This is a genomic window from Rummeliibacillus pycnus (genome assembly GCF_044359855.1).
In the GTDB taxonomy this organism is placed as follows: Bacteria; Bacillota; Bacilli; order Bacillales_A; family Planococcaceae; genus Rummeliibacillus; species Rummeliibacillus pycnus_A.
The window spans coordinates 3,437,892-3,463,972 of the sequence record NZ_CP132291.1; the positions used below are offsets into that span (position 1 = coordinate 3,437,892).

Consider the following 26,081-nt stretch of genomic DNA (forward strand, 5'->3'; position numbering starts at 1 on the left):
CATATTGTTAGGTCCTTTTTTAAAAAAATGCATATAGTAACAACATACATTATTAAATTATGGGGTGGAAAATTATGAAATTACGTTCAGATATGCCTGAATTAGAAGGAGAAACAGCATGGTTAAACGGCCAAGTTTCTAAAGCTGACTTAGTTGGCGAAAAACCTACATTAATTCACTTCTGGTCAATTAGCTGCCATTTATGTAAAGAAGCAATGCCAGAAGTTAATAATTTCCGTGATAAATATAAAGACGAACTTAATGTAGTAGCTGTTCATATGCCACGTTCTGATAAAGACTTAGATCTTCAAGAAATTAAAGATGTGGCTGCAGAACATGGAATTACTCAACCAATTTTCGTAGATAGTCAAATGAAACTTACCGATACTTTTGAAAATCAATATGTACCTGCATATTATGTATTTGATAAAGAAGGTAAACTTCGTCACTTCCAAGCAGGTGGAAGTGGCATGAAAATGCTTGAAAAACGTGTTAACCGTGTTCTTGACGAAGTACGTAATGCTTAATCTTCATACTTATTAAAGGTTGCTCTATAACGAGCAATCTTTTTTATTTATAGGCAAAAGCGGCTAATGATACTAGATAACTTTTAACAGCCAAAAAGGAAATTGTCTGTTAAAATAGATGAAGATAAAGCGACGGAATCGGAGGTATTTAGCATGAAAAAAGAATTTGTTGTTATCGGATTAGGTCGTTTTGGAGGTAGTATAGTCAATGAACTTGTAAATCAAGGTGCAGAAGTAATGGCCATTGATAAGCATCCAGAACGTGTCGATGAATTTGCAGCAATTGCCACCCAATCTGTTGTAGCTGATACAACAGATGAGTCTGTTTTAAAGTCATTAGGGATTCGAAATTTTGAACATGTCATCGTGGCAATAGGAGATGACATTCAATCTAGTATTTTAACAACATTGATGTTGAAAGAAATAGGTGTACAGAAAATTACTGTAAAAGCACAGAATGATTATCATGAAAAAGTGCTTCGTAAAATAGGAGCAGACCACGTAGTACATCCAGAACGAGATATGGGGATCCGAATTGCTAATAATATGATGTCCAATAATGTACTTGATTATTTGGAACTTTCAGATGAACATTCTATTATGGAAATTAAGGCAAATGATCTTTTAGAGGGGCATACGATTATTGGATTAGATATCCGTGCACGCTATGGTGTTAACATTGTAGCGATTAAACGAGAAAAAGAAATTATTGTTTCACCACAGGCTGATGAATTAATTCTTGAAGGTGATATATTAATTGTTATTGGAGCAGATGCAGATATTAGTCGGTTTGAGAAGAAGATGCTGAATTAGATGGGGCTAGAAAACAAACCTACTACAAATTCATTTTCACGATACTTTCTTACTTGTTTCTAGAAAATTTAAGTATATTAGAAATGGTAAGTATCGTATTTTGGGTTGACTTAAATTCTATCTAGAGCTGAATAATAAAATATATTGTGTAAATAAAAATCCCAACATTCTAGAATGTTGGGATTTTTATTATATAGATATCAAACTTCCATAATGATTGGCAATATCATTGGACGTCGTTTTGTTTTTTCGAATAAGTATGGTCCTAAGACATCCGTGATTTCGTTTTTCAACTCTGACCATTGAGGTGTCTTTTCGTGCAATGTTTGTTGTAAATGCTTATTTAGCATTTGTTGTGCTTCGTTTATCATCATACCTGATTCTCGCATATAAACGAAACCACGTGAGATAATATCTGGACCAGCAACCATTTTTTGTTGTTCCATATCCACGCTTACTACAACGATGACAAGACCTTCTTCTGATAGGATACGACGATCACGTAATACAATATTACCGATATCTCCTATGCCGTTACCATCGATATACACAGAACCTGAAGGGATACGACCAGCAACATGTGCTTCATTAGAACTTAGAGCAAGTACTTCACCATTTTCCATGATAAAAGTATTATTAAGATCAACATCACAATCTTCAGCTAAACCTGCATGCATACGCAACATACGATATTCACCGTGAATTGGCATGAAGAATTTTGGTTTAATTAAACGTAACATTAGCTTTTGCTCTTGTTGAGATCCATGACCTGAAGTGTGGATGTTATTTAATGAACCATGAATAACTTCAGCCCCTGCACGGTATAACAAGTTAATTGTTTTGTTCACACTTATTGTATTACCAGGAATTGGTGAAGATGAGAATACAACTGTATCGCCAGGTTGAATTTGAATTTGACGATGTGTACCATTAGCAATACGAGAAAGTGCTGCCATCGGTTCACCTTGGCTACCAGTACATAAAATCATAACTTCGTTTGCAGGTAAGCGATTTAAAGTTTGTGCATCAACGAATGTTTCTTTAGGTGCAGTAATATATCCTAATTCGCGACCGATATTGATTGCATTATCCATGCTTCGACCAAAAACAGCTACTTTACGGCCATGTTTAGCCGCTGCGTCTGTAACTTGTTTTAATCTGTGAATATTAGAAGCAAATGTTGCGAAAATAATACGTGATTCTACATTACGAAGAATTTCATCGATACTTTCCCCAACTTTACGTTCAGACATTGTAAATTCTGGACGTTCAGCGTTTGTACTATCTGACAATAAGCAAAGAACGCCATCACGACCGATTTCAGCCATTTTCGTTAAGTTAGCTGGTTCCCCAACTGGAGTGAAATCAAATTTGAAGTCACCAGTATGCACGATATTACCAGGGGGTGTTTTCACAACAATGCCGAATGCATCCGGTATACTATGTGTTGTTCTAAAGAAACTAACAGAAGTTTTACGGAATTTAATCACGTCATCTTCATTAATTTCAATAAGTTTTGTTTGGCGAAGTAAACCATGCTCATCCAATTTGTTGCGTAACAATCCAAGAGCTAATTTACCACCATAAACAGGAATGTTAATTTGGCGAAGTAAATATGGAATACCACCAATATGGTCTTCGTGACCATGAGTAATAAAAAGACCTTTAATTTTATCGACATTTCTTACAAGATAAGTGTAATCAGGGATTACATAATCGATTCCTAGAAGATCATCTTCAGGGAATTTAATACCTGCATCAATTAAGATAATTTCATCTTGGAATTGAACTGCATACGTATTTTTGCCGATTTCGCCCAGTCCGCCGAGTGCGAAAACCGCAGTTTGGTCATTTTTTACAAACTTCATTAAATTAGAGATTCTCCAATTTATAATTTTCACTTGCTTGTTCGTATTCTAAATAGTTTCCTTCAAGCAATTGAATAAATTCGATGTTGTAACCACGGCCTTGAAGTCTTTCACGTACTTCACGTACGTCCTCAGCTTCAAGGTATAAGCTTTTAGTATTTTCGCGAACTGGTACTTCAAGCACATTTTCTTGGTAATAAACTTTGTAAATCATTTTTTTGCTCTCCTTTAATACGTTCAAAATAATTGCATTTTCTTTATATTATCATGTAGGTAAACTAAAATAAAGAAAAGCCCTCCAAAATATGAAGGGCAAAGTAACTTTAAGCGATCGATTTTTTCTCGAGTAAGCCACGAAGCCTTTTTAACAATTGTTTTTTAAGACGTTTGAACATGGCGTATCACTCCTTAAAGTTATTATACTAAATTAACCAATAAATGTAAAGATGATTTACTTAACAGTTAAATTATAGAAAGAAGGTTTGTAATAAGTATGAAAAAGAAAATATTGTTTTTTGATATTGATGGAACACTGTATGATTCGGAAAAGAAGCTTCCAAAGTCAACGTATAAAGCGATTCAGCAGGCAAAAGAAAATGGGCATGAGGTGGCAATTGCAACTGGTCGTTCTCCTTTCTTTTTAAAACCTGTTTTAGATGAACTTGGTTTAAACTCATATATTAGCTTTAATGGACAATATGTCGTTTATAAAGGGCGTGTTATATCCAAGCGTCCTATTCCAATCAAAACAGTTGAAAGACTAGTAGCTCAAGCAACACACGAAAATAGTCCGATTGTCTATTTAGACCATTTAAAAATGACTTCAGCAACAAAAGATAACCCAAAAGTACGGGTAAGCATGGACTCATTATTTTATCCAATGCCAGAAGCTAATGAAGAATATTATAAGCACTCAGATACTTATCAGATCTTGTTATATGTTGATGAAGAAGAAGAAAAGCAATATGCGACATTATATCCAGAGTTAAAACTAATCCGCTGGCATGAATATTCAGTAGATGTTATTAATCACGATGTATCGAAAGCGTATGGTATAAAACAGTTCTTAAATCATACGGATTTCGATATAACAGATGCGATTGCTTTTGGTGACGGTCTTAATGACATTGAAATGTTAAAAGCTGTGGGAACAAGCGTAGCTATGGGAAATGGTCATGAAAAGGCGAAAGAAGTAGCCACATTTGTGACAGACCATGTTGATGATGATGGTCTATCAAAAGCTATGAGAAAGTTAGGATTATGTTAAAAAAATAGAAAAAGCTGTTCAATCCATATTTTACGTAATGGATTGAACAGCTTTTTATTATTTAATCTTCTAATGGACTTGCATTTGGAATTTCTGCGAATGGGTTGGCCATATTAATATGATCGTAGAACATAATTCCATTCAAGTGGTCTAATTCATGTTGGAATGCAATAGCAGGTAAGCCTTTTAATCGCATTTTCTTTTCTTCTCCATCGAGAGTAAAGAATTTTACTGTAATACGTGCATGACGTGGTACATAACCAGGTACATCACGGTCAACAGATAGGCAACCTTCTCCAACGGATACATAAGATCCTTCAACTGAGTGGCTGACGATTTTCGGATTGACAACGACCATACTAATTTGTTTTCCTTTAGGATCTGGTAAATGTAATGCAAACATTCTTTTAGATACATTAACTTGTGGTGCTGCAATACCAATTCCAGAACGTAATCCGTGTTTATCTGCAATTTCAGGGTCTTGGCTATTAATTAAAAATTGAAGTAAATCTTCACCAAACTTTTTTTCTTCTATTGTTAGAGGAAAAGTCATCTCTTTTGCAACTGCGCGTAATGTTGGATGACCATCTCGAATAATATCGTGCATTAAAATCATTGTACTCTTCCTTTCAAAAAAAGTTCCTAATTCATTATAACGTACAAAACTGTTCATTCAACGAAAAGAAATTAATTAAGAAGAAAAGATTGTTTTAGAAACGAAAGAAAAGGTAATAATTAAAGTTGTAAAAACTGTGCTAGTAAAGAACGGAAAAGTGCCACTGTTTTATATTACAGATTACAAAAACTATATAATACAGCAATTGAATAAGGTTTGTAATAACATAATTTAATTATTATGAATGCTAGGATTGACCGAGAAATTATTATTCAGTATACTGTAAATAATAGTTGTTGTATTACTAATTATGTAATAAGATTATAATACAGATATGAAGGAGATGTGATAACATGGCTTCTAAACAAGCTCAACAATTCGATCCAGTAGCTAATTTACACGAGATCGAAGAGAAATTTGAAATGTTCCAGATTTTAAACGAAAAAGGGGAAATCGTAAACGAGGAGGTAGACCTACAGTTATCGGATGAAGAATTGGTAGAATTAATGAGTCGTATGGTCTTTACTCGTATTTTAGATCAACGTTCCATCTCATTAAACCGTCAAGGACGTCTAGGATTCTACGCACCAACTGCTGGTCAAGAAGCTTCTCAAATCGCTTCACATTATGCTCTTGAAAAAGAAGATTATATTCTACCTGGTTACCGAGATGTACCACAAATCGTGTGGCACGGTCTTCCACTTTGGAAAGCGTTCCTATGGTCTCGTGGACATTTTGTAGGCGGTCAAATTCCTGAAGATGTGAATGTACTTTCACCACAAATTATTATTGGTGCTCAATACGTTCAAGCTGCGGGTGTTGCACTAGGTATTCAAAAACGCGGTAAAAAGGCAGTAGCCGTAACATATACAGGTGATGGTGGTTCATCACAAGGTGATTTCTACGAAGGAATTAACTTTGCAGGTGCTTTCAAATCACCAGCAATTTTCATTGTACAAAACAACCAATACGCAATTTCTACACCACGAGAATTACAAACAGCTGCTTCAACAATCGCTCAAAAAGGGATTGCAGCAGGCATACCAAGTATTCAAGTAGATGGTATGGATCCATTAGCAGTTTATGTAGCAACTCGTGATGCTCGTAAACGTGCAATCGCAGGCGAAGGCCCATCATTAATTGAAACGGTATGTTACCGTTATGGTCCACATACAATGGCGGGCGATGATCCAACACGTTACCGTACTTCAGAAACTGATTCTCAATGGGAAAAGAAAGACCCAATCGTTCGTTTCCGTAATTTCCTTGAAGCAAAAGGATTATGGAGTCAAGAAAAAGAAGCTGAAGTGATTGAAAAAGCGAAAGAAGAAATTAAAGCTGCTATCAAAAAAGCGGATGAAGCACCAAAACAAAAAGTTACAGATCTTATCCGAAATATGAATGATGGCGATTTACCATATAACCTACAAGAACAATATGAAATCTACACAGAGAAGGAGTCGAAGTAACCGATGGCACAAATGACAATGATTCAAGCAATTACAGACGCACTTCGTTGTGAATTAAAAGATGACGAAAAAGTGCTATTATTCGGTGAAGACGTAGGTGTTAACGGAGGGGTTTTCCGTGCTACTGAAGGTCTTCAAAAAGAATTTGGTGAGGATCGTGTATTCGATACACCTCTTGCTGAATCTGGTATCGGTGGTCTTGCAATTGGTCTTGCCTTGCAAGGATTCCGCCCAATTCCTGAAATTCAATTCTTCGGCTTCGTATATGAAGTAATGGACTCAATTTGCGGACAATTAGCACGTATGCGATATCGTTCGGGAGGTAGTCTTGGAGCACCTGTTACAATCCGCTCACCATTCGGCGGTGGTGTACATACACCTGAAATGCACTCAGATAGTTTAGAAGGTTTAGTAACATCACAACCAGGTTTAAAAGTAGTTGTTCCATCAACTCCTTATGATGCGAAAGGTCTTTTAATTTCATCAATTCGTGATAATGACCCAGTCGTATTTTTAGAGCACTTAAAACTTTATCGTTCATTCCGTGAAGAGGTACCAGAAGAATCTTACACAATTCCTCTTGGAAAAGCAGATGTAAAACGTGAAGGTAAAGATCTTTCTATTTTTGCTTACGGCGCAATGGTGCATGAATCATTAAAAGCTGCTGAAGCATTAGAAAAAGAAAATTATTCAGTAGAAGTTGTTGATTTACGTACAATTCAACCATTAGATATTGAAACAATTATTGCTTCTGTAGAAAAAACAGGGCGAGCAATCGTTGTACAAGAAGCTCAAAAACAAGCAGGTATTGCAGCAAATGTAGTTAGTGAAATTACAGAACGTGCTATTTTAAGCCTTGAAGCACCAGTTCTTCGAGTAACAGCACCAGATACTGTATATCCATTCCCGCAAGCAGAAGCTGTGTGGTTACCAAACTCAAAAGATATTGTTGCAACAGCTAAAAAAGTTTTAGAGTTTTAATTTTTACTTACACAAAGGAGATGTGACTGAAATGGCTTATAAATTCCGCTTACCTGACATTGGAGAAGGAATCCATGAAGGAGAAATCGTAAAATGGTTCGTTAAACCAGGTGATAAAATCGAAGAAGATACAGTTTTAGCAGAAGTACAAAATGATAAAGCAGTAGTTGAAATTCCATCTCCAGTTGAAGGAACTATTGAAAAGGTACTTGTAGAAGAAGGTACTTTAACAACTGTTGGTACAGTACTTCTAGAAATTGATGCTCCTGGATACGAAGAACTTGAACTTCACGGTCATAAAGATGAGGGAGAAGATACATCTGAAACAGAAGCACAAGTTCAAGCAACTGCTGAAGATGGTAAAGAAGTTGAAAAAGAACCTGTGCAAGCTGCTGAATCTGCTGCAGTTCAAGAAACAGAAATTAATCCGACAGCTAGAGTAATTGCAATGCCTTCAGTACGCAAATTTGCTCGTGAAAACAGCGTAGATATTAAACAAGTTACAGGCACAGGAAAAAATGGTCGTGTTTTAAAAGAAGATATCGAAGCATTTAAAAACGGTGGTGCAAAACCTGCTGTTGCAGAAGTTGAAGCTACAAAAGTAACTGAAGAAGCACCGGTAACAGAAGTGGCAGCAGCACCTGTTGAGTTTGAAGGTGAATTCCCAGAAACTCGTGAGAAAATGTCTGGTATGCGTCGTGCTATTGCAAAAGCAATGGTTCATTCTAAACAAACTGCTCCACATGTTACATTAATGGATGAAGTGGATGTTACAGAATTAGTTGCACATCGCAAAAAATTCAAAGAAATTGCTGCTGAAAAAGGTATAAAATTAACTTACTTACCTTATGTCGTAAAAGCATTAGTAAGTACTTTGCGTGATTTCCCAGAATTCAACCGTTCTTTGGATGACGCAACACAAGAAATTATACAAAAACATTATTATAATATTGGTATTGCAGCTGATACTGATAAAGGTCTTCTAGTTCCAGTTATTAAACATGCTGACCGCAAATCTGTATTTGCAGTATCAGATGAAATAAACCAATTAGCAACAAAAGCTCGTGAAGGTAAATTAGCACCTAACGAAATGAAAGGTGCATCTTGCTCTATCACAAATATCGGCTCAGCAGGTGGGCAATGGTTTACTCCAGTAATAAACCATCCTGAAGTAGCAATTTTAGGAATTGGTCGAATTTCAGAAAAACCTGTAATAAAAAATGGTGAAATTGTAGCCGCACCTGTGTTAGCATTATCATTGAGCTTTGATCATAGAATGATCGATGGTGCGACTGCTCAACATGCGTTAAATAATATTAAACGTTTGTTAAGTGAGCCGGAACTATTATTAATGGAGGCGTAATAAAAATGGTAGTAGGAGATTTTCCAATCGAAACAGATACAATTGTCATCGGTGCTGGTCCTGGTGGATATGTAGCAGCAATCCGTGCAGCACAAACTGGACAAAAAGTTACAGTTGTTGAACGTGAAAACGTAGGTGGCGTATGCTTAAACGTAGGTTGTATCCCATCAAAAGCTTTAATCTCTGTAGGTCACCGCTTTGAACAAGCTAAACATTCAGAAGATATGGGTGTAATTGTTCCAGAAGTGAAATTAGATTTCAAAAAAGCACAAGAATTCAAAGATTCTGTTGTTAAAAAATTAACTGGCGGTGTTGCTGGATTATTAAAAGGCAACAATATTGAAGTTGTAAAAGGTGAAGCTTATTTCCATGATGCTAACTCATTACGAGTGATTACTGAAAACTCAGCTCAAACTTACAATTTCAAAAATGCAATTATCGCAACTGGTTCTCGTCCAGTTGAAATTCCAACATTTAAATTTTCAAATCGTGTGCTAAATTCAACAGGCGCACTTTCATTACAAGAAGTACCTGAAAAACTTGTTGTTATTGGTGGAGGATACATCGGTACTGAACTTGGTTCTGCTTATGCTAACCTAGGTTCTCAAGTAACAATCCTTGAAGGTGGCAAAGATATCCTTGCTGGCTTTGAAAAACAAATGACAGCTATCGTTAAAAAAGGTCTTAAGAAAAAAGGTGTTACAATTGAAACAGGAGCTTTAGCACAAGGTGTTGAAGAAACTGAAACAGGCGTAACTGTAAAATATGAAGTAAATGGCGAAGCAAAAGCAGTAGCAGCAGATTACGTATTAGTAACTGTAGGTCGTCGTCCAAATACGGATGAAATGGGCTTAGAAGCAGTTGGTATTGAATTTGCTGAACGTGGACTTTTAAAAGTTGACAAACAATGTCGCACAAACGTACCAAATATTTATGCTATCGGTGATATCGTTGCTGGACCACAACTAGCTCACAAAGCTTCATATGAAGGAAAAGTAGCTGCTGAAGCAATCGCTGGAGAAAAATCAATTGTTGATTATCTTGCAATCCCTGCTGTTTGCTTCACAGATCCTGAAATGGCTACTGTAGGTTTATCAGAAGATCAAGCTAAAGAAGAAGGCTTTGAAGTAACTACTGGTAAATTCCCATTTGCTGCAAACGGTCGTGCATTAGCATTGAACGAAACAGAAGGTTTCGTAAAACTTGTTGCTCGTAAAGAAGATGGCTTACTAATTGGTGGTCAAATTATCGGTGCTGGTGCATCTGATATGATCGCTGAAATAGGATTAGCAATCGAAGCTGGTATGACACTTGAAGATGTAGCAATGACAATTCATGCTCACCCAACTTTAGGTGAAATTACAATGGAAACTGCCGAAGTAGCTCTTGGTAACCCAATTCACATTGTTGCTAAAAAATAATTGAAATCAAAAAACCTCTTAAGATACAGTTATGTATCTTAAGAGGTTTTTTTATAAAAAATTTTAAAAACATTTATTTGAATAAATTGCAAAAATCTATTTTCGTTTTTTAAATACGAACATTTCGATAAAAACATAATGGCGAACTACTCCTTTATTCATGCAAGGATAGATTTGAATAATCAGAATTATCAAATTAGTCATAATTATCTTATGTTTTTTTCTTGTTAGAAGAAAGATAGGGTAAACTAGGATAATAATATTTGAATATTAGGAGAGATGGAAAATGGAATTAGGCTTAAAAGGAAAAGTTGCAGTTGTAACGGGTGCTAGTAAAGGCATTGGTCTTGCAACTGCATTAAAATTAGCATCAGAAGGTGCAGATGTTGTTATTTGCGCTAGAACAGCATCAGCACTTGAAGAAGCCGCTAAAAGTATATTAGATGAAACAGGTAAAGATGTGTTAACTGTAGTAGCAGATGTTACAAAAGAAGAAGATTGTCAAAATGTCATTGCAAAAGCAGTTGAGAAATTTGGTAAGTTAAATATTTTGGTCAATAATGCTGGTACTTCAGCAGCCCAATCTTTCTTAGAAGTGGATTCGGATTTCTGGAAAAGTGATTTAGATTTAAAATTATTTGGGGCAATTTATACATCAAAAGCAGCATTGCCTCACATGGAACAAGCAGGTGGAGGCGCTATTGTAAATGTCACAGCAGTGTTTGGCAAAACACCATCAAAATCTTCACTACCAACAACGGTTAGCCGTGCTGCAGGAATGGCTTTAACCAAGGCGATGAGTAAAGATGTAGGGACAATGAATGTACGAGTCAATACGGTTTGCATAGGATTAATTCGCAGTGAACAAATTGAACGTAAATGGCAAACTGAAGCTCCTGAGTTGACTTGGGAAGAGTATTCAAGAAAAATGGGTAAGTCGATTCCTCTTGGACGTATAGGGGATACAGAAGAAGCGGCTAATGTGATTACATTTCTAGTTTCTGATGCAGCTTCCTATGTAAATGGTACTGCTGTAAATATTGATGGAGGATCGGCTCCTGCATTATAAAAATTGAATGTTTAGAGTTAATTTTTTTTATGATTCCCTTTTCAAATTGAAAAAATAATCGATTGAAATGACATAAAATCATCTTTAACGTTGAACACGTTGGAGGTGATTTTCTCTTTTCAGAAAATGTAAGCAGCACTACTTGGAAAATAAGAGAATAAATATAATTTACTAGAATTTAATTGTTTATTGTAGGTTTTTTTGTAATTAATTAGGCTAAAATTTAAAGTGTGTACACATTTTATACAAATTATGTCCACAAAAAGTTCAAAATACGACAAATTAATTGCTGTATTTGAGTAATTTTTATTTTTTTATTAAGAAGAAGGAGGTATAATTTCAAATGGATTGAGTGAAAGATTGAAAATCCTCAGGAGAAAAGGGTGCGAAAACTTGGGTGCCTGATTTTCACTGTATAGAATGTGAGAATAGTTAACTAATGTCCGTTCATATGAAAGTAGCTATTAAACCATTGAGTGAATTTCATATGCTCACATACCTATAACTGTAGCAATCTTCAATCAGAAAGCTAATTCAATAGATTTTAGAAAGACAGTTGTTTTAATTGTTTTTTGAGAAGGGAGTACATTATGAAGAAAAAAGTGCTTATTATGCCTGCTGTAATGGCGTTCATGACAATGATATTATCTGGATGTCAACCATTAATGGTATTCGATACAAAAGGGCCAAATGCGAAAACTTTATCAGATACAATCATCTTTTCTATAATAGTGATGGCTTTTATCTTATTGGTTGTATATGTATTGTTTATCTTCATGTTGTCGAAATATCGTGCATCTAAACAACCAGCAGGTTATGAACCGCCACATGAAGAGGGTAGTACAAAGTTAGAAATTACATGGACTGTTATTCCAATTATTATAGTAACAGTTTTATCTATTGTAACGGTATTTACAACATCAAAAGTTGAACATCAACAAACAGGTTATGACAACAAAAAACCGCTTGTTATTTATGCATCATCTTCAAATTGGAAATGGCACTTTAGCTATCCAGAACAAAATATTGAAACAGTTAATTATGTAAATATCCCAACAGATCGTCCAATTGAATTTAGATTATATTCATTTGGTCCAATTACAAGTTTCTGGATTCCACAGTTAGCCGGTCAAAAATATGCCATGAGTGATATGGTAAATAAACTTCACCTTGCTGCGGATGTAGAAGGGTCGTATATGGGGCGTAACTCTAACTTTAGTGGTGAAGGTTTTGCGCAAATGGAATTTGAAACTCAAGCAATGTCACAAGATAAATTTGACAAATGGGTAAAAGATGTAAAAGCAAATGAACCAAAACTAACTGAAGCAAAATTCAATAAATTATTAAAAACACCATTTGTAGGACGTGAAAGTTTCTCTTCTACACACTTATCATTCAGACCAGCTCCAGAAATGGACATGAGCAAACATGGTGAGTCACACAAAAATGATTCACACAATATGGATCACATGGGTGATATGAAAGGCATGGATATGAAAGGCATGGATATGTCTAAATAATAAGGTATCGCTTCAATTTTTTAATAATAGAAATGAGGCAAGAAAGGAGTTACACACATGAACATGGAAGAATTATTCGCTCCGATGAAAGAGCCGATGATTTTGGGTGCAGCAATTAGTATCGTTGTTGGCGCTATTGCCATTGTTGTCGGTTTGACCTACTTCAAAAAGTGGGGCTGGCTTTACAAAAACTGGCTTACTACTGTTGACCATAAAAAAATTGGTGTCATGTATATCTTAGTAGCATTGATTATGCTATTTAGAGGTGGAATTGATGCATTATTAATGCGTGCACAAACAGCAGTTCCAGAAAACAAATTGCTTAACGCAGAACATTATAATGAAATTTTCACAACACATGGTTTAGTCATGATTCTATTCATGGCAATGCCATTTATCATAGGTTTGATGAATGTCGTTGTACCACTTCAAATTGGTGCACGAGATGTGGCATTCCCAAGATTAAATGCACTTAGCTTCTGGTTATTCGCAGCTGGATGTGGATTATTAAATGTATCATTCATAATTGGGGGATCACCAAACGCAGGTTGGACATCTTATTTCCCATTAGCAGGTAATGAATTTAACCCTGGCGTTGGTAATAACTATTATGCTTGGTCTTTACAAATCGCAGGTCTTGGTACTTTAATGACTGGTATTAACTTCATTGCTACAATCATGAAAATGCGTGCACCAGGTATGAAATTAATGAAAATGCCAATGTTCACTTGGTCAGCATTAATTACAAATGTTATTATTACATTTGCATTCCCAGTATTAACTGTAGCACTTGCATTGATGACTTTAGACCGTCAATTTGGTACTAAATTCTTTGCTATGCAAGATGGTGGTATGGATATGCTTTGGGCTAACTTGTTCTGGGTTTGGGGACATCCTGAAGTTTATATCGTTATCTTACCAGCATTTGGTATTTACAGTGAGATTATCTCAACATTCTCACGCAAAAACTTATTTGGTTATAAATCAATGGTAATGAGTATGGTTGGTATTTCATTACTTTCATTCATGGTATGGGTTCACCACTTCTATACTATGGGACATGGTGTAATGGTTAATAGTATTTTCTCTATTACAACTATGCTTATAGCCGTTCCAACTGGTGTTAAAATATTTAACTGGTTGCTAACAATGCGACACGGGAAAATTACATTTACAACACCAATGCTTTGGGCATTAGCATTTATTCCAATCTTCACAATTGGTGGGGTTACAGGGGTAATGCTTGCAATGTCAAGTGCGGACTATCAATATCACAATACAATGTTCTTAGTTGCTCACTTCCACTATGTATTAATCCCAGGTACAGTATTTGGGGTATTAGCAGGTTATCATTTCTGGTGGCCAAAAATCTTTGGTTTCCGTTTGAATGAAAAATTAGGTAAATCAGCTTTCTGGACTATTGTAGTAGGTTTTAATGTAGCCTTCTTCCCACTATTTATCTTAGGTTTAGATGGCTATGCGCGTCGTATGTACACATACTCAGCTGACACAGGTTATGGTCCATTGAGTATGGTATCGTTCCTTGGTGCTGTTGCAATGGCAGTTGGCTTTATGTTAATTTGCTATAACATTTACTACAGCTTCCGTCATAGTCCACGTGATGAAAATGGCGACCCATGGGATGCACGTTCTCTTGAATGGGCAACACATAGTCCGGTTCCAGAATACAATTTCGCTATCGTACCAAAAATCAATCAATTAGATGAATTCTGGTATGCGAAAAAAGAAGGAAGAGATATTACAGCAGGCAAATATGAACGTATTCATATGCCAAACAACAGTGGCGCTCCAATGTGGATGGCTGGTGTAATGTTCTTATTCTCATTCTTCTTCGTATTTAGTGTTTGGTCTCTAGTAATCGTATTTGGTGTTCTAACATTAGGATTTATGGCTTATCGTTCATTTGAAAAAGATGATGGTCATTATATTGAAGTGGCTGAAATCGAAGCAACTGAACGTCGATTGAGAGGTGAAAAATAATGTCAAAAGTTAACAAATCAGTCCCATTAGAGTACAGCACAGAAGAAAATGATTTAAAAATCTTTGGTTTCTGGGTTTTCCTTGGTGCCGAAATAATCCTCTTTGCGACATTATTTAGTGTGTATTTTTCATTAGTTGATCGCACAGGTTCAGGTCCAATAGGTAAAGAATTATTTGAAATGCCACCAGTATTGGTAGAAACTTTTGCTCTATTAACTAGTAGTTTCTTAATTGGTTTAGGTGTTCACGCAATGCGTATTGGACGTACTAAAGCAATGATGGTATTCTACATTTTAACGTTATTACTAGGTGCAGTCTTCCTAGGCGTTGAAGTTAATGAATTCCTAACATATATTCATGATGGTGCTACAATTCAAACAAGTGCCTTCCTGTCTATTTTGATGACTTTACTAGGTACTCACGGTCTCCATGTAACATTCGGTCTATTATGGGGATCAAGTATCTTAATGCAAGTTAAAAAACGTGGATTAAATGCAAAAACAGCAAATAAAGCATTTATCTTCTCTCTATACTGGCACTTCCTTGATGTTGTATGGATCTTCATCTTCAGCTTTGTTTATTTGAAAGGAGTGTTGTAATAATGAAAGAACTATTTCCAAAAGAGCATGTAATGGGCTTTGTGGGTTCTCTTGTTTTAACACTCTTAGCATTGACTGTAATAATGTTTAAAGATATGTCTAACGGTGTTGCTATTACAATTCTACTTGTAACAGCTGCTGCACAAGCAATTGTACAGTTAGTATTGTTCATGCATATCGGTGAAACAGAAGACAAGAAAGCTTTATACATTACAATTATTTACTCAGTAGTTGTTGGTTTAATCACTGTATTCGGTACATTGCTTGCAATGATCTGGGGTTACATGTAGAACGAACAACAAAAAAGCAGCACAACAAAATTGTTGTGCTGCTCTTTTTTTACATTTCATCACAAAATTGCTTTAGTAAAACAGAGAGCCATCTCAAATGGTTATTCGTTTTTAAATTGGATGACATACCTAGTAGTAATGCTTTACGAGGATGTTCACTTTGTAATTCTTCAATGATTAAATCGAATGTATCTATTGTAAAAGAATCGTTTACATAATCTTCTTTACAATTTTCTATTTCAACGATTATATCATTTTTTTGAATATGACTGATATGACGATTTTTTTGTTCATACATTTCTTTTGTTATTAATGTTTTTAAATTGGCGTTAACAAGTATATCAATCCGATTTACCAAAAGCTTACTTAATTCATAATAGTCAATTGGCTGTTTTTGGAATACAATGAATTCTGCATAACCTTTCATCAGCCCTCGGATACATATTAGTAAATCAAATTGGCTATCTTCAATCTGGGAACTATAAGCCTCTCTAAGCAACAATAAAGTCATATTGTCAGCAATTAAGAAATGTTTTTGTATTTTTTCCGTCACATCTTGATCCACAATAGTAACAAGCTCACGAAAATGAGTTGAGATAAAAGTCGAATTTTTTTCGAATAACTCAAATGCTAATACAAAATATTGTGTTAGTTTTTCTTTTGGCGCTACTTGTAAACTTAATATGCTTTGAAACTTAGATGTCATATCTTTGATGATATACTCAAAAATTGCAATAAGAAGTTCCTCTTTTGATTTAAAAGAAAGATAAAAAGCTCCTTTTGATATGCCGCATGCGTTGGTAATGTCTTGGATAGACGTAGAGGCTATTGTACGTTCTGATAAGATCTCCATAGATTTTTCAATAATTAGATCACGTTTAGACATGTTTTCACTCTTTCTATAATTCTTCCTATTCTATGGTTTGACTTTTGACTAGCTAGTCATTATTATATTGAATTGTGACCAATTAGTCAAAAAGGACGGTGTATGAATGAACTCGCTTATTAAATTTGTTTTGAAAAATAAACTGGCAGTATGGCTACTATCGATTATTGTTGCTGTTGCCGGGGTATATTCAGGACTTAAGATGAAGTTAGAAACATTACCTGATATTACAATTCCAGTTGCAACGGTAACAACAGTTTATCCAGGTGCAACACCAGAGCAGGTAGCTGACGATATTTCAATCCCATATGAAAAAGCAGTGAATCATCTAAAGGGTGTTTCAGCTGTTTATTCCAATTCCTATCAAAATGCTTCAAGTCTACAAATAGAGTTTAAGTATGGTACAGACATGAAAGAAGCAGTTAGTAATATTAAGGAAGTACTAGAAAAAGTAGAACTTCCAGAAACTGCTCAAAAGCCAACTGTAGATCGTGTTAATATCAATGCTTTCCCAGTTGTAGCTTTAAGTGTTGCAAATAAGGATCAATCTATTGCAGATTTAACAAAAACAACTGAAAACTATTTCGTACCTAAATTAGAAGGTATTGATGGCGTTGCATCTGTATCAGTAACTGGTCAACAAGTAGATAAAGTTGAGCTAACTTATGACCAAAAGAAATTAGCGAAATACGGCTTAACAGAAGATACGATTAAGCAATATGTAAAAGCAATGGATACGAAAGTTCCATTAGGTATGTTCCAATTCAAGGATGAAGAACAATCAGTTGTTGTTGATGGTAAAATGACAACAATTAAAGACTTGAAAAACTTAGAAATTCCCGTAACAATGCAAAGCTCAAGTGCAAATTCAGCAGCTGCTAAAGCACAAGCGCAAGCTGCACAGGCACAAGCATCTCAAGGTAAAGTAGGGGAACAAGCAGCGCTACAAGCTCCACAAGCGAGCCCGTTTGTAAAATTAGGTGAATTGGCTTCCATCAAAGTAGTTGGTGAAGTCGAATCTGTTTCCCGTACAAATGGTAAACCAGCAATATCTGTACAGGTAGTAAAATCTCAAGATTCTAATACTGTGAATGTAGTAAATGATGTTAAAGATGAAGCTAAGAAATTCGAAAAAGATAACAAAGGTATGAACATTGATGTAACACTAGACCAAGGTCAACCAATTCAAGACTCAGTGAATACGATGTTTGACAAATTGTTATACGGTGCAATCTTTGCATTCATCATCATCATGTTATTCTTGAGAAATTTCCGTTCAACGATTATTTCAGTTGTATCTATTCCGATGTCGTTATTAATTGCAGTAACTGTATTAAAACAAATGGATATTTCATTAAATATGATGACATTAGGGGCTATGACAGTAGCAATAGGTCGTGTAATCGATGACTCGATTGTTGTTATTGAAAATATTTATCGAAGAATTTACCTTGAAGGCGAGAAATTACATGGTAGAGCTTTAATTCGTGAAGCTACTCTTGAAATGTTTAGACCAATTTTATCTTCTACAGTGGTAACAATTGCAGTGTTCTTGCCACTTGGATTAGTTGGAGGTATGGTCGGAGAGTTATTCTTACCATTCGGTTTAACGATGGCATTTGCGTTGATCGCATCACTAATAGTGGCCATCACAATTGTTCCAGCCTTAGCACATGCATTATTTAAAAAAGAACTGTATGGCAAAGTTCAAACTAAAAAAGAAGAGCATGGTGCATTAGCAAAAGGCTATAAACGCATTCTATCATGGGTATTAGACCATAAATTAATAACTTCTATAGGATCGATTGTAATTCTTGTAGCAAGTTTATTCTTAGCACCATTAGTTGGATTTAGTTTCTTACCAGATGATCAACAAAAAATGGTATACCTAACTTATACACCTGAACCTGGTGAAACACGTGATAAAGTGATTGATGATGTAGAAGTAATCGAAAAAATGATTATGGATAAAAAGGATGTTAAGACAGTCCAATCATCGATCGGTGGATCTAATCCAATGATGCCTGGTCAATCAAATGGCGCTTTAGTCTATGTCATCTATGATAAAGATACGAAAAACTTTAGTGATGTAAAAGAAAAACTTATTAAAGAAGTTCAAAATGCTAATCAAAAAGGTACATGGAAGAGCCAAGACTTCTCATCTTCAGGATCAAGTAATGAGCTTTCATATTCAGTCTACGGAAACACGGTAGAAGATATCAGACCAGTAGTAAAAGATATAGAAAAAATTATGAAAGATCAAGATAATTTAAAAGATGTTAAATCTTCATTAGCTGAAAATTACACCGAAAAAACATTAGTGATTGATCAAGACAAAGCAAAAGTTTTAGGATTAACAACAGGACAAATTGCGATGGCGATTAATCCAAATACACAAACTGAAGTTTTAACAACAGTCACAAGAGATGGTAAAGAACTGGATGTCAATGTTCATAAAGAGGCAGCTTCTCCAGATAAATTCCAAGAAGTGCTAGATGAAGAGATTGATACACCTGTAGGTAAAAAAGTAAAAGTGTCAGATGTTGTTGATGTTAAAGAAGGTACAACTTCAACACAAGTAAACCGTAGTAAAGGTAAAATTTATGCTAGTGTAACAGCAACTGTTACATCAAAAGATATCACAAAAGCATCTTCAGGAGTTCAAAAAGAAATTGATAAATTAGATTTACCAAATAATGTAGAAGTTAATACGGGCGGAGTTACAGCAGATATGAAAGAAGCCTTCACTCAATTAGGGTTAGCGATTGCTGCTGCAATTGCCATTGTATACTTTACATTAGTCGTAACATTTGGTGAAGGATTAGCTCCATTTGCTATCCTATTCTCATTACCATTTACAGTTATCGGTGCACTTGTTGCTTTATACATTTCAGGTGAAACAATTAGTGTATCTTCCATGATTGGGTTATTGATGTTAATAGGGATCGTAGTAACAAATGCGATTGTATTAGTAGACCGAATCATTCATATGGAACATGCTGGTAAAACAATGCGTGAAGCAATACTTGACGCAGGTGCAACACGGTTACGTCCAATCTTAATGACAGCTATTGCAACTATCGGTGCATTAGTTCCATTAGCAATGGGTGCTGAAGGTGGTGGCCTAATTTCTAAAGGTGTAGGCGTTACTGTTATCGGTGGTTTAATCAGTTCAACGATTTTAACATTGTTAATCGTTCCACTTGTATATGAACTAATTTCAAAAATCTTGAAAAAAGACCGTGCCCATGAAAACAAAGAAGATTAATTAAATATTTGCTAGGTACTTAGCTAGCTTTTGTAGAATATTCTACAAAGGCTAGCTTTTTTTATTAAATATCGGAGTGGATTGTCGAACGTGAAGTAGACAGATTCGGAATATTCTGATAAGTTTTTATGTATTAAAAAATAAAGGGGTGTTCTGTTATGAAACAACACGGATTAATGTTTTTAAGAATAATAGGGCAAATAGCAGTTTTGTATTTATTATCCGAATTTGGACAGTGGTTAATGGCAATTTTACATATTAAATTCCCGGGAAGTATTATTGGGCTAGTCATTTTATTTATTTTATTAATAACAAAAGTTATTCCTGAAAATTGGATTGCAAGTGGAGCAGAGACATTACTTGCTTATATGACATTATTCTTTATACCTGTAACTGTAGGAATCGTTAATTATTCTGAACTGCTATCATGGCAAGGAATGACCATTATTGGAATCATTTTAGTAAGTACAATTGTTTCAATAGTTGCTTCTGGAAAAACAACGCAAATGGTAGAAATTCATCTAGAAAAACAAAAAGAAGTTCAAATGGAAAATCTCAAGGAAACCTGCTTTGAAAATATCCAACAAAAAGGTGGGGCATAATATGCTAGCTATAATTATTTGTGTATCCACTGTAGTTGTATTTTTTCTAATGAAAAAAGTGTATGAACGTTTTTACCATCCAATTCTATTTCCTGTATTTACAAGTGCAATCATCATAGTTGGTGCTTTGTTGATATTTCATATACCATATGAAACGTATATGGTTGGAGGTCAATGGATTGATCGACTCCTTGGACCCGCTGTAGTAAGTCTAGCATTACCATTATATAGACAAAAAGAATTAATCAAAAGAAATTATAAGGCAATTATTACTGGTATTGCAGTTGCAATGATAGCAGGTGTTGGCAGTGTTTTGTCGCTTGCAGTTTTATTTCGTATAGAAAATGAGTATATGAGGACATTGATTCCAAAATCAATAACATCTCCTGTCGCGATGCAGATTAGTAATGTAATAGGTGGTAATCCTACATTAGCAGCAGTGTTTGTCATTATTACCGGAATGATTGGTGCTATAATCGGACCATACCTCTACAAAATTTGCAAAATTGACACCGCAATCGCAAGAGGAATCTCAATGGGGAGTAGTGCTCATGGTATAGGGATAGGTAAACTTACTGAGTATGGAGAAAGAACATTATCTATGGGCTCGGTTTCGATGACATTGACTGCAGTTATAGGGGCGATCTTGTTACCGATATTCGTTACAATATTTTTATAGAATAAAGTCATTTCCCAGGGAATATACTATTAACAGACGACGGGAAAAGTTGCAGTCCATTTCCAGTAGAGTTTACAATAATAATGTGAAACAATTTGGTATAATACCATGATGAAGGTAGGGAATCTTATGGAATACTCATATCCATTTTCAATCAATTGGTCTACAGATGAAATAGTTGATGTGATCGCATTTTTTCAAACAATTGAAAAGGCATATGAAAATGGCGTAAAACGTGAAGAAGTGTTATCAAAGTATCGCCGTTTAAAAGAAATAGTGCCTTCTATGGCAGAAGAGAAAACTATTTTCCGTGAATTTGAAGAAGAAAGTGGTTATGTCAGCTACGATATTGTAAAACAGACGAAAACGAGTCAAAACGGCACAATTATTAAAGGGATTAGCAAACGCAGAAGATAATTAAAAAGCAATCGGTTTACTCAAGTCGAGAAATAGCCGATTGCTTTTACACTATTATTTTTTGTTTACCATAATATTATAAATTGGGATCAATGTATCAAAGGTTTCTACAACTATTTTGTCAAATTCTTTTGCGGAAAGTTTTACTGTTTTTTCCTTTGGTAATTGTAGACCAATCATAAATTCCCCTTTTTTCACATCACGTAAACGGGTTAGAAGTTTTTCGAGTGAACCGTCTTTCATTGCATCCATTAGAGGAATACCATTCGGATCAAAATGATCTCCTGTAATAAAAAAAGTTTCAGGAAGTTCATCGAAAGAATTCATATTATTTAGTAGATTGTTAGCTATTTCCTTTTTTGTAGGTGCTTCATAGATGGCACAAAGAAGGATAAAAATATGCGATTTAAAAAGGCCGATTTCGAAGTGTGGAAGTGCCTTGTACCCACGTTTATTTGGTGCAAATGCTACCCAACTATCGATAGGTGGATTTACTTTTCGTCTTGCATGTTTTGCTACATGTGGGTAAAACTCTTCCCCTATTTTCGAAGAAAAGTATGTACTAAACGTTATTCCAAGTTCTTCAAATTTAGGGCGTACATTCTTGATGAGTGCTGACATACGTTGTTCAAGTCCGGGTGTTGTAAAGACTTCAAAGTCTTTGTTAGTCCATTTTACTGTCAATTTTTTCTCTCCTTTTTTAACTTTATGTTTATTTTATTTGAAAAATGGGAAAAAATCTTGTAGAAGGACTTACCATTCTTCGTACAGTGAATATAATGTAGAAAATGGTCAGAAAATTCCATCTTCTTATCATTTTACCATCAAATTAAAGGAGCTGATCAGCATGAAACAAGTTGTTCATATTATTCGTAAAGTGGATTTTGAAAAGCAATATATTAAAGGTCTTCATTTAGAAGTGGATTATGAATTAGCTACATTATTTGATGCGATGCAATTGAATGATAAAGAGCAAATTGCTCAAAGTAAGGCAAGATTGGCTGAAATTCATATGGAACTGGAGGCATTCCATGCATTCGCCTAGATATAGCGCAAAAAATTTAAGGTGACACTTGCTTATCATTATGAGAAGCAGGTGTTTTTTTTGTTATAATATACAAAAAATGAAATGCTCTTCGTTTTTTCAAGGAAAGGTGAGAAAATTATGCAGATTACTAAAGTTCATGAATTTGCAAAGGCCATCATTATGGAAGCAGGGGAACGCATACGAAGTTCATTTTCTGAAAAGTGGAAAATTGAGACGAAAGCGGATGCAAATGATTTAGTAACAAATATTGATCGCGAGACAGAATTATTTTTCATTGAAAAAATTACGGCATTCGATCCATCACACAAAATTTTAGGGGAAGAAGGTATGGGTGAGAAAATTGATTCACTGGATGGCGTTGTATGGATAATTGATCCAATTGATGGAACAATGAATTTTATCCGTCAACATCGAAATTTTGCCATTTCAATTGGTGTTTATATTAATGGGGTTGGAAAGCTGGGATATATATATGATGTTATGAGGGACCAGTTATACTTTGCAGAAGAGGGACAGGGTGCTTTTATGAACGAAATTCCGTTAAAGCCCCTTGAAGCAATTTCATTAGATAAAGCAATTATTGGATTGAATGCCACTTGGGTGACGCCTAATAAAAAAATCGAGCATTTGCCAATGATTGAACTCGTTCGTACAGTTCGAGGGACAAGGTCATATGGTTCAGCTGCTTTAGAAATAGTTTCTGTTGCTTGTGGAAGAATGGATGCATATATATCTATGAGATTATCTCCCTGGGATGTTGCAGGGGGTGTAGTGATTGCTAATGAGGTAGGTGCAATCGCTAGTAATTTAAAAAATGAACCTATTAACTTATTAAAACAAGATACTTTTATCGTAGCTAATCCTACGATTCACAGTGAAATTATTAATCATTATATTCAACTAAAATATGATAATAAATAAATAAGGGATTGTCCTTAAAGTTGAAGAAACCCAACTTTTGAAGACAATCCCTTTTACTATATACAGTTCCGTACGTCACCACTCGAGGATTCAAACGACATGAACTCCACATCCTTTATCACAGGATGTGGTGAACTTAAGCTATCTTCCTCAAAATAGTACCTATATCGAAAACTGAAAAGACAGTATCGGCTTAAAGGGTTCAAAGTGCTGTAGTAGCGGGATGAAACACCTTACCTTTTAATTTTATAATAAGCCTTGATCTCTAAATTGACGTTTTGTTTTAAAGGCAAAACCGAAAACAGCACAAACAGCTACAATGCCTCCGATTATTCCTAAAGTACTTCCTACAGCTATTGCCCAGCCTATTGAACACATAGCTAAAACCCCTGCAAGAGCAAAGATAGCCATGACGATTTTTGCTTTATTCATAACAATCCTCCAAAAAATTATTGTAATACTATTGTCGAACTAAATACTAAGATTAGCAAGGTTTTCACTTGTAAAAAATAAAAAAGTTGAAAAAGACATGCTAAAGTAGGACATAAATCTATTTTTTATGTTATACTAGCACAGTTATGGACTCGAAAAAAGAATGTGGAGTGGAACAATGACAAATTTAAGAGAAGATCTCAGAAATATAGCAATTATTGCCCACGTCGACCATGGTAAAACAACTTTAGTCGACCAATTATTAAAACAATCAGGAACATTCCGTTCAAATGAACATGTTGAAGAACGTGCAATGGACTCTAACGATATTGAACGTGAACGTGGTATTACGATTTTAGCAAAAAATACTGCAGTTCACTACGAAGATACTAAAATCAACATCTTGGATACACCAGGACACGCCGATTTCGGTGGTGAAGTTGAACGTATCTTGAAAATGGTAGATGGCGTTTTACTTGTAGTAGATGCTTACGAAGGTTGTATGCCTCAAACTCGTTTCGTGCTTAAAAAAGCATTAGAACAAAAATTAACACCAATCGTAGTCGTAAACAAAGTTGACAAAGATTCAGCTCGCCCTGAAGAAGTTGTTGATGAAGTAATCGACTTACTTATTGAATTAGGTGCAGATGAAGATCAATTAGAATTCCCAGTAGTTTTCGCTTCAGGCGTTAACGGTACTGCATCATTAGATCCAGACCCAGCTAAACAAGAAGAAAACATGAAATGCTTATTCGAAGAAATTATCAGTCACATCCCAGCACCAGCTGATACTCGTGAAGAACCTCTTCAATTCCAAGTTGCATTACTTGATTATAATGACTTCGTTGGTCGTATTGGTATCGGTCGTGTATTCCGTGGTACTATCGCTGTAGGGCAATCAGTATCTCTAGCAAAACTTGATGGTTCAGTGAAAAATTTCCGTGTTACGAAAATGTTTGGTTTCTTCGGTTTAAAACGTGAAGAAATTCAAGAAGCATATGCAGGTGATTTAATCGCTGTATCTGGTATGGAAGAAATTAACGTTGGTGAAACTGTATGTCCACAAGATCACCTAGACCCACTTCCTCCAATGCGTATTGATGAACCAACTTTACAAATGACTTTCTTAGTAAATAATTCTCCATTCGCAGGTCGCGAAGGTAAATGGGTAACTTCACGTAAAATTGAAGAACGATTACTTTCTCAATTACAAACTGACGTTTCTTTACGTGTAGAACCAACAGATTCTCCAGATGCATGGACAGTTTCAGGACGTGGTGAACTTCACTTATCAATCCTTGTTGAAAACATGCGTCGTGAAGGATACGAATTACAAGTATCAAAACCAAAAGTTATTATTAGAGAAATTGATGGCGTTAAATGTGAACCAGTAGAACGTGTACAAATCGATGTACCTGAAGATTCTGTAGGTTCTATCATCGAATCACTTGGAGATCGTAAAGGTGAAATGCAAGATATGGTCAATGAAGGTAATGGACAAGTTCGTTTAATCTTCATGGTGCCAGCTCGTGGCTTGATTGGTTACACAACTGAATTTATGTCATTAACTAAAGGTTTCGGTATTATTAACCATACATTCGATTCTTACCAACCAGTTGCTACTGGCCGTGTAGGTGGTCGTCGTAATGGTGCCCTAGTTTCTATGGAAACTGGTAAAGCTACTACTTACGGTATGATGCAAATTGAAGACCGAGGTGTACTTTTCGTAGAACCAGGTACTGAAATCTACGAAGGTATGATTGTAGGTCAAAATACTCGTGATAATGACATTACTGTTAACATCACTAAAATGAAACAAAAAACAAACGTTCGTTCAGCTACAAAAGACCAAACAAACGTTATTAAAACACCAAAAATCTTAACACTTGAAGAAGCATTAGAATTCTTAGACGATGATGAATATTTAGAAGTTACACCAGAGTCTATTCGTCTTCGTAAACAAATTCTTAACAAAAACGAACGTGAAAAAGCTGCAAAAAAACAACGTAGCGCTGAATAATTAG

General features: G+C 35.3%; 25 protein-coding genes. 19 read left to right on the forward strand and 6 right to left on the reverse strand.

The annotated features are described in order from the left end of the window. Positions 1-74: 74 nt before the first annotated feature. Together Q8X41_RS16680 and Q8X41_RS16685 are read left to right on the forward strand one after the other, a co-directional pair. Complete coding sequence (locus tag Q8X41_RS16680; protein WP_397537366.1) at positions 75-527, forward strand: TlpA disulfide reductase family protein; 453 nt, start codon at positions 75-77, stop codon at positions 525-527. A 153-nt stretch (positions 528-680) separates the two neighbouring features. Next, positions 681-1,340: a potassium channel family protein gene (locus Q8X41_RS16685; protein ID WP_397537367.1), complete on the forward strand. Its 660-nt coding sequence runs from the start codon at positions 681-683 to the stop codon at positions 1,338-1,340. A gap of 200 nt (positions 1,341-1,540) precedes the next feature. Here the strand turns inward: Q8X41_RS16685 and rnjA are convergent, their stop codons facing one another. Together rnjA and Q8X41_RS16695 are read right to left on the reverse strand one after the other, a co-directional pair. Further along, positions 1,541-3,208 (reverse strand): ribonuclease J1, encoded by a 1,668-nt coding sequence (rnjA, locus tag Q8X41_RS16690; RefSeq protein ID WP_397537368.1) that lies wholly within the window; start codon positions 3,206-3,208, stop codon positions 1,541-1,543. A 4-nt stretch (positions 3,209-3,212) separates the two neighbouring features. Further along, a complete protein-coding gene (locus Q8X41_RS16695; RefSeq protein WP_397537369.1) occupies positions 3,213-3,422 on the reverse strand; it encodes a DNA-dependent RNA polymerase subunit epsilon in 210 nt (69 codons plus the stop codon). Positions 3,423-3,701: 279 nt separating this feature from the next. Between Q8X41_RS16695 and Q8X41_RS16700 the strand changes: the two genes are divergently transcribed. Then, positions 3,702-4,475 (forward strand): Cof-type HAD-IIB family hydrolase, encoded by a 774-nt coding sequence (locus tag Q8X41_RS16700; RefSeq protein WP_397537370.1) that lies wholly within the window; start codon positions 3,702-3,704, stop codon positions 4,473-4,475. Positions 4,476-4,536: 61 nt separating this feature from the next. Here the strand turns inward: Q8X41_RS16700 and def are convergent, their stop codons facing one another. Further along, on the reverse strand, positions 4,537-5,091 hold the full coding sequence (gene def / locus Q8X41_RS16705; RefSeq protein ID WP_397537371.1) for a peptide deformylase: 555 nt from the start codon (positions 5,089-5,091) through the stop codon (positions 4,537-4,539). 353 nt (positions 5,092-5,444) lie between these two features. Between def and pdhA the strand changes: the two genes are divergently transcribed. The 9 genes from pdhA (at position 5,445) to qoxD (ending at position 15,804) form a co-directional block, all read left to right on the forward strand. Further along, positions 5,445-6,560, forward strand: a complete 1,116-nt coding sequence (gene pdhA, locus Q8X41_RS16710) for a pyruvate dehydrogenase (acetyl-transferring) E1 component subunit alpha (RefSeq protein WP_397537372.1) — start codon at positions 5,445-5,447, stop codon at positions 6,558-6,560. 3 nt (positions 6,561-6,563) lie between these two features. Beyond that, positions 6,564-7,541, forward strand: coding sequence for an alpha-ketoacid dehydrogenase subunit beta (locus tag Q8X41_RS16715; protein WP_397537373.1), 978 nt, complete (start codon positions 6,564-6,566; stop codon positions 7,539-7,541). Between the two features lie 31 nt (positions 7,542-7,572). After that, entirely contained in the window at positions 7,573-8,904 is a 1,332-nt protein-coding gene (locus Q8X41_RS16720; RefSeq protein ID WP_397537374.1) for a dihydrolipoamide acetyltransferase family protein, read from the forward strand. A gap of 5 nt (positions 8,905-8,909) precedes the next feature. Beyond that, positions 8,910-10,325 carry a dihydrolipoyl dehydrogenase gene (lpdA, locus tag Q8X41_RS16725; protein ID WP_397537375.1) on the forward strand — a complete coding sequence of 472 codons (1,416 nt, stop codon included), beginning with the start codon at positions 8,910-8,912 and terminating at the stop codon, positions 10,323-10,325. Positions 10,326-10,611: 286 nt separating this feature from the next. Continuing rightward, a complete protein-coding gene (locus Q8X41_RS16730) occupies positions 10,612-11,394 on the forward strand; it encodes an SDR family NAD(P)-dependent oxidoreductase (protein ID WP_397537376.1) in 783 nt (260 codons plus the stop codon). 590 nt (positions 11,395-11,984) lie between these two features. Next, positions 11,985-12,914 (forward strand): cytochrome aa3 quinol oxidase subunit II, encoded by a 930-nt coding sequence (qoxA, locus tag Q8X41_RS16735; protein WP_397537377.1) that lies wholly within the window; start codon positions 11,985-11,987, stop codon positions 12,912-12,914. Positions 12,915-12,971: 57 nt separating this feature from the next. Further along, the gene (gene qoxB, locus Q8X41_RS16740) at positions 12,972-14,915 is read left to right on the forward strand and encodes a cytochrome aa3 quinol oxidase subunit I (protein ID WP_397537378.1); all 1,944 of its coding nucleotides are present in this window, start codon (positions 12,972-12,974) and stop codon (positions 14,913-14,915) included. Continuing rightward, complete coding sequence (gene qoxC / locus Q8X41_RS16745; RefSeq protein ID WP_397537379.1) at positions 14,915-15,514, forward strand: cytochrome aa3 quinol oxidase subunit III; 600 nt, start codon at positions 14,915-14,917, stop codon at positions 15,512-15,514. The genes qoxB and qoxC overlap by 1 nt, the downstream gene beginning before the upstream one ends. A 2-nt stretch (positions 15,515-15,516) precedes the next feature. Further along, entirely contained in the window at positions 15,517-15,804 is a 288-nt protein-coding gene (gene qoxD, locus Q8X41_RS16750) for a cytochrome aa3 quinol oxidase subunit IV (RefSeq protein WP_397537380.1), read from the forward strand. Positions 15,805-15,853: 49 nt separating this feature from the next. Here qoxD and Q8X41_RS16755 read toward each other — a convergent pair whose 3' ends face one another. Further along, positions 15,854-16,690, reverse strand: a complete 837-nt coding sequence (locus Q8X41_RS16755) for a TetR/AcrR family transcriptional regulator (protein ID WP_397537381.1) — start codon at positions 16,688-16,690, stop codon at positions 15,854-15,856. A gap of 106 nt (positions 16,691-16,796) precedes the next feature. Between Q8X41_RS16755 and Q8X41_RS16760 the strand changes: the two genes are divergently transcribed. The 4 genes from Q8X41_RS16760 (at position 16,797) to Q8X41_RS16775 (ending at position 21,656) form a co-directional block, all read left to right on the forward strand. Then, on the forward strand, positions 16,797-19,958 hold the full coding sequence (locus tag Q8X41_RS16760; protein ID WP_397537382.1) for an efflux RND transporter permease subunit: 3,162 nt from the start codon (positions 16,797-16,799) through the stop codon (positions 19,956-19,958). Between the two features lie 158 nt (positions 19,959-20,116). After that, positions 20,117-20,560 carry a CidA/LrgA family protein gene (locus tag Q8X41_RS16765; protein ID WP_397537383.1) on the forward strand — a complete coding sequence of 148 codons (444 nt, stop codon included), beginning with the start codon at positions 20,117-20,119 and terminating at the stop codon, positions 20,558-20,560. Between the two features lies 1 nt (position 20,561). After that, positions 20,562-21,239, forward strand: coding sequence for an LrgB family protein (locus Q8X41_RS16770; protein WP_397537384.1), 678 nt, complete (start codon positions 20,562-20,564; stop codon positions 21,237-21,239). A 129-nt stretch (positions 21,240-21,368) separates the two neighbouring features. Beyond that, complete coding sequence (locus Q8X41_RS16775) at positions 21,369-21,656, forward strand: UPF0223 family protein (protein ID WP_397537385.1); 288 nt, start codon at positions 21,369-21,371, stop codon at positions 21,654-21,656. Between the two features lie 54 nt (positions 21,657-21,710). Here the strand turns inward: Q8X41_RS16775 and Q8X41_RS16780 are convergent, their stop codons facing one another. Then, a complete protein-coding gene (locus Q8X41_RS16780; protein WP_397537386.1) occupies positions 21,711-22,340 on the reverse strand; it encodes a YktB family protein in 630 nt (209 codons plus the stop codon). 163 nt (positions 22,341-22,503) lie between these two features. Between Q8X41_RS16780 and Q8X41_RS16785 the strand changes: the two genes are divergently transcribed. Both Q8X41_RS16785 and Q8X41_RS16790 read left to right on the forward strand, forming a co-directional pair. After that, a complete protein-coding gene (locus Q8X41_RS16785; protein WP_397537387.1) occupies positions 22,504-22,701 on the forward strand; it encodes a hypothetical protein in 198 nt (65 codons plus the stop codon). A gap of 120 nt (positions 22,702-22,821) precedes the next feature. Further along, complete coding sequence (locus Q8X41_RS16790; protein ID WP_397537388.1) at positions 22,822-23,625, forward strand: inositol monophosphatase family protein; 804 nt, start codon at positions 22,822-22,824, stop codon at positions 23,623-23,625. A gap of 246 nt (positions 23,626-23,871) precedes the next feature. Here Q8X41_RS16790 and Q8X41_RS16795 read toward each other — a convergent pair whose 3' ends face one another. Beyond that, positions 23,872-24,057 carry a DUF5325 family protein gene (locus tag Q8X41_RS16795; RefSeq protein WP_397537389.1) on the reverse strand — a complete coding sequence of 62 codons (186 nt, stop codon included), beginning with the start codon at positions 24,055-24,057 and terminating at the stop codon, positions 23,872-23,874. A 178-nt stretch (positions 24,058-24,235) separates the two neighbouring features. Here Q8X41_RS16795 and typA point away from each other — a divergent pair, with 178 nt between their 5' ends. After that, positions 24,236-26,077, forward strand: coding sequence for a translational GTPase TypA (gene typA, locus Q8X41_RS16800; RefSeq protein ID WP_397537390.1), 1,842 nt, complete (start codon positions 24,236-24,238; stop codon positions 26,075-26,077). Positions 26,078-26,081: the final 4 nt, after the last annotated feature.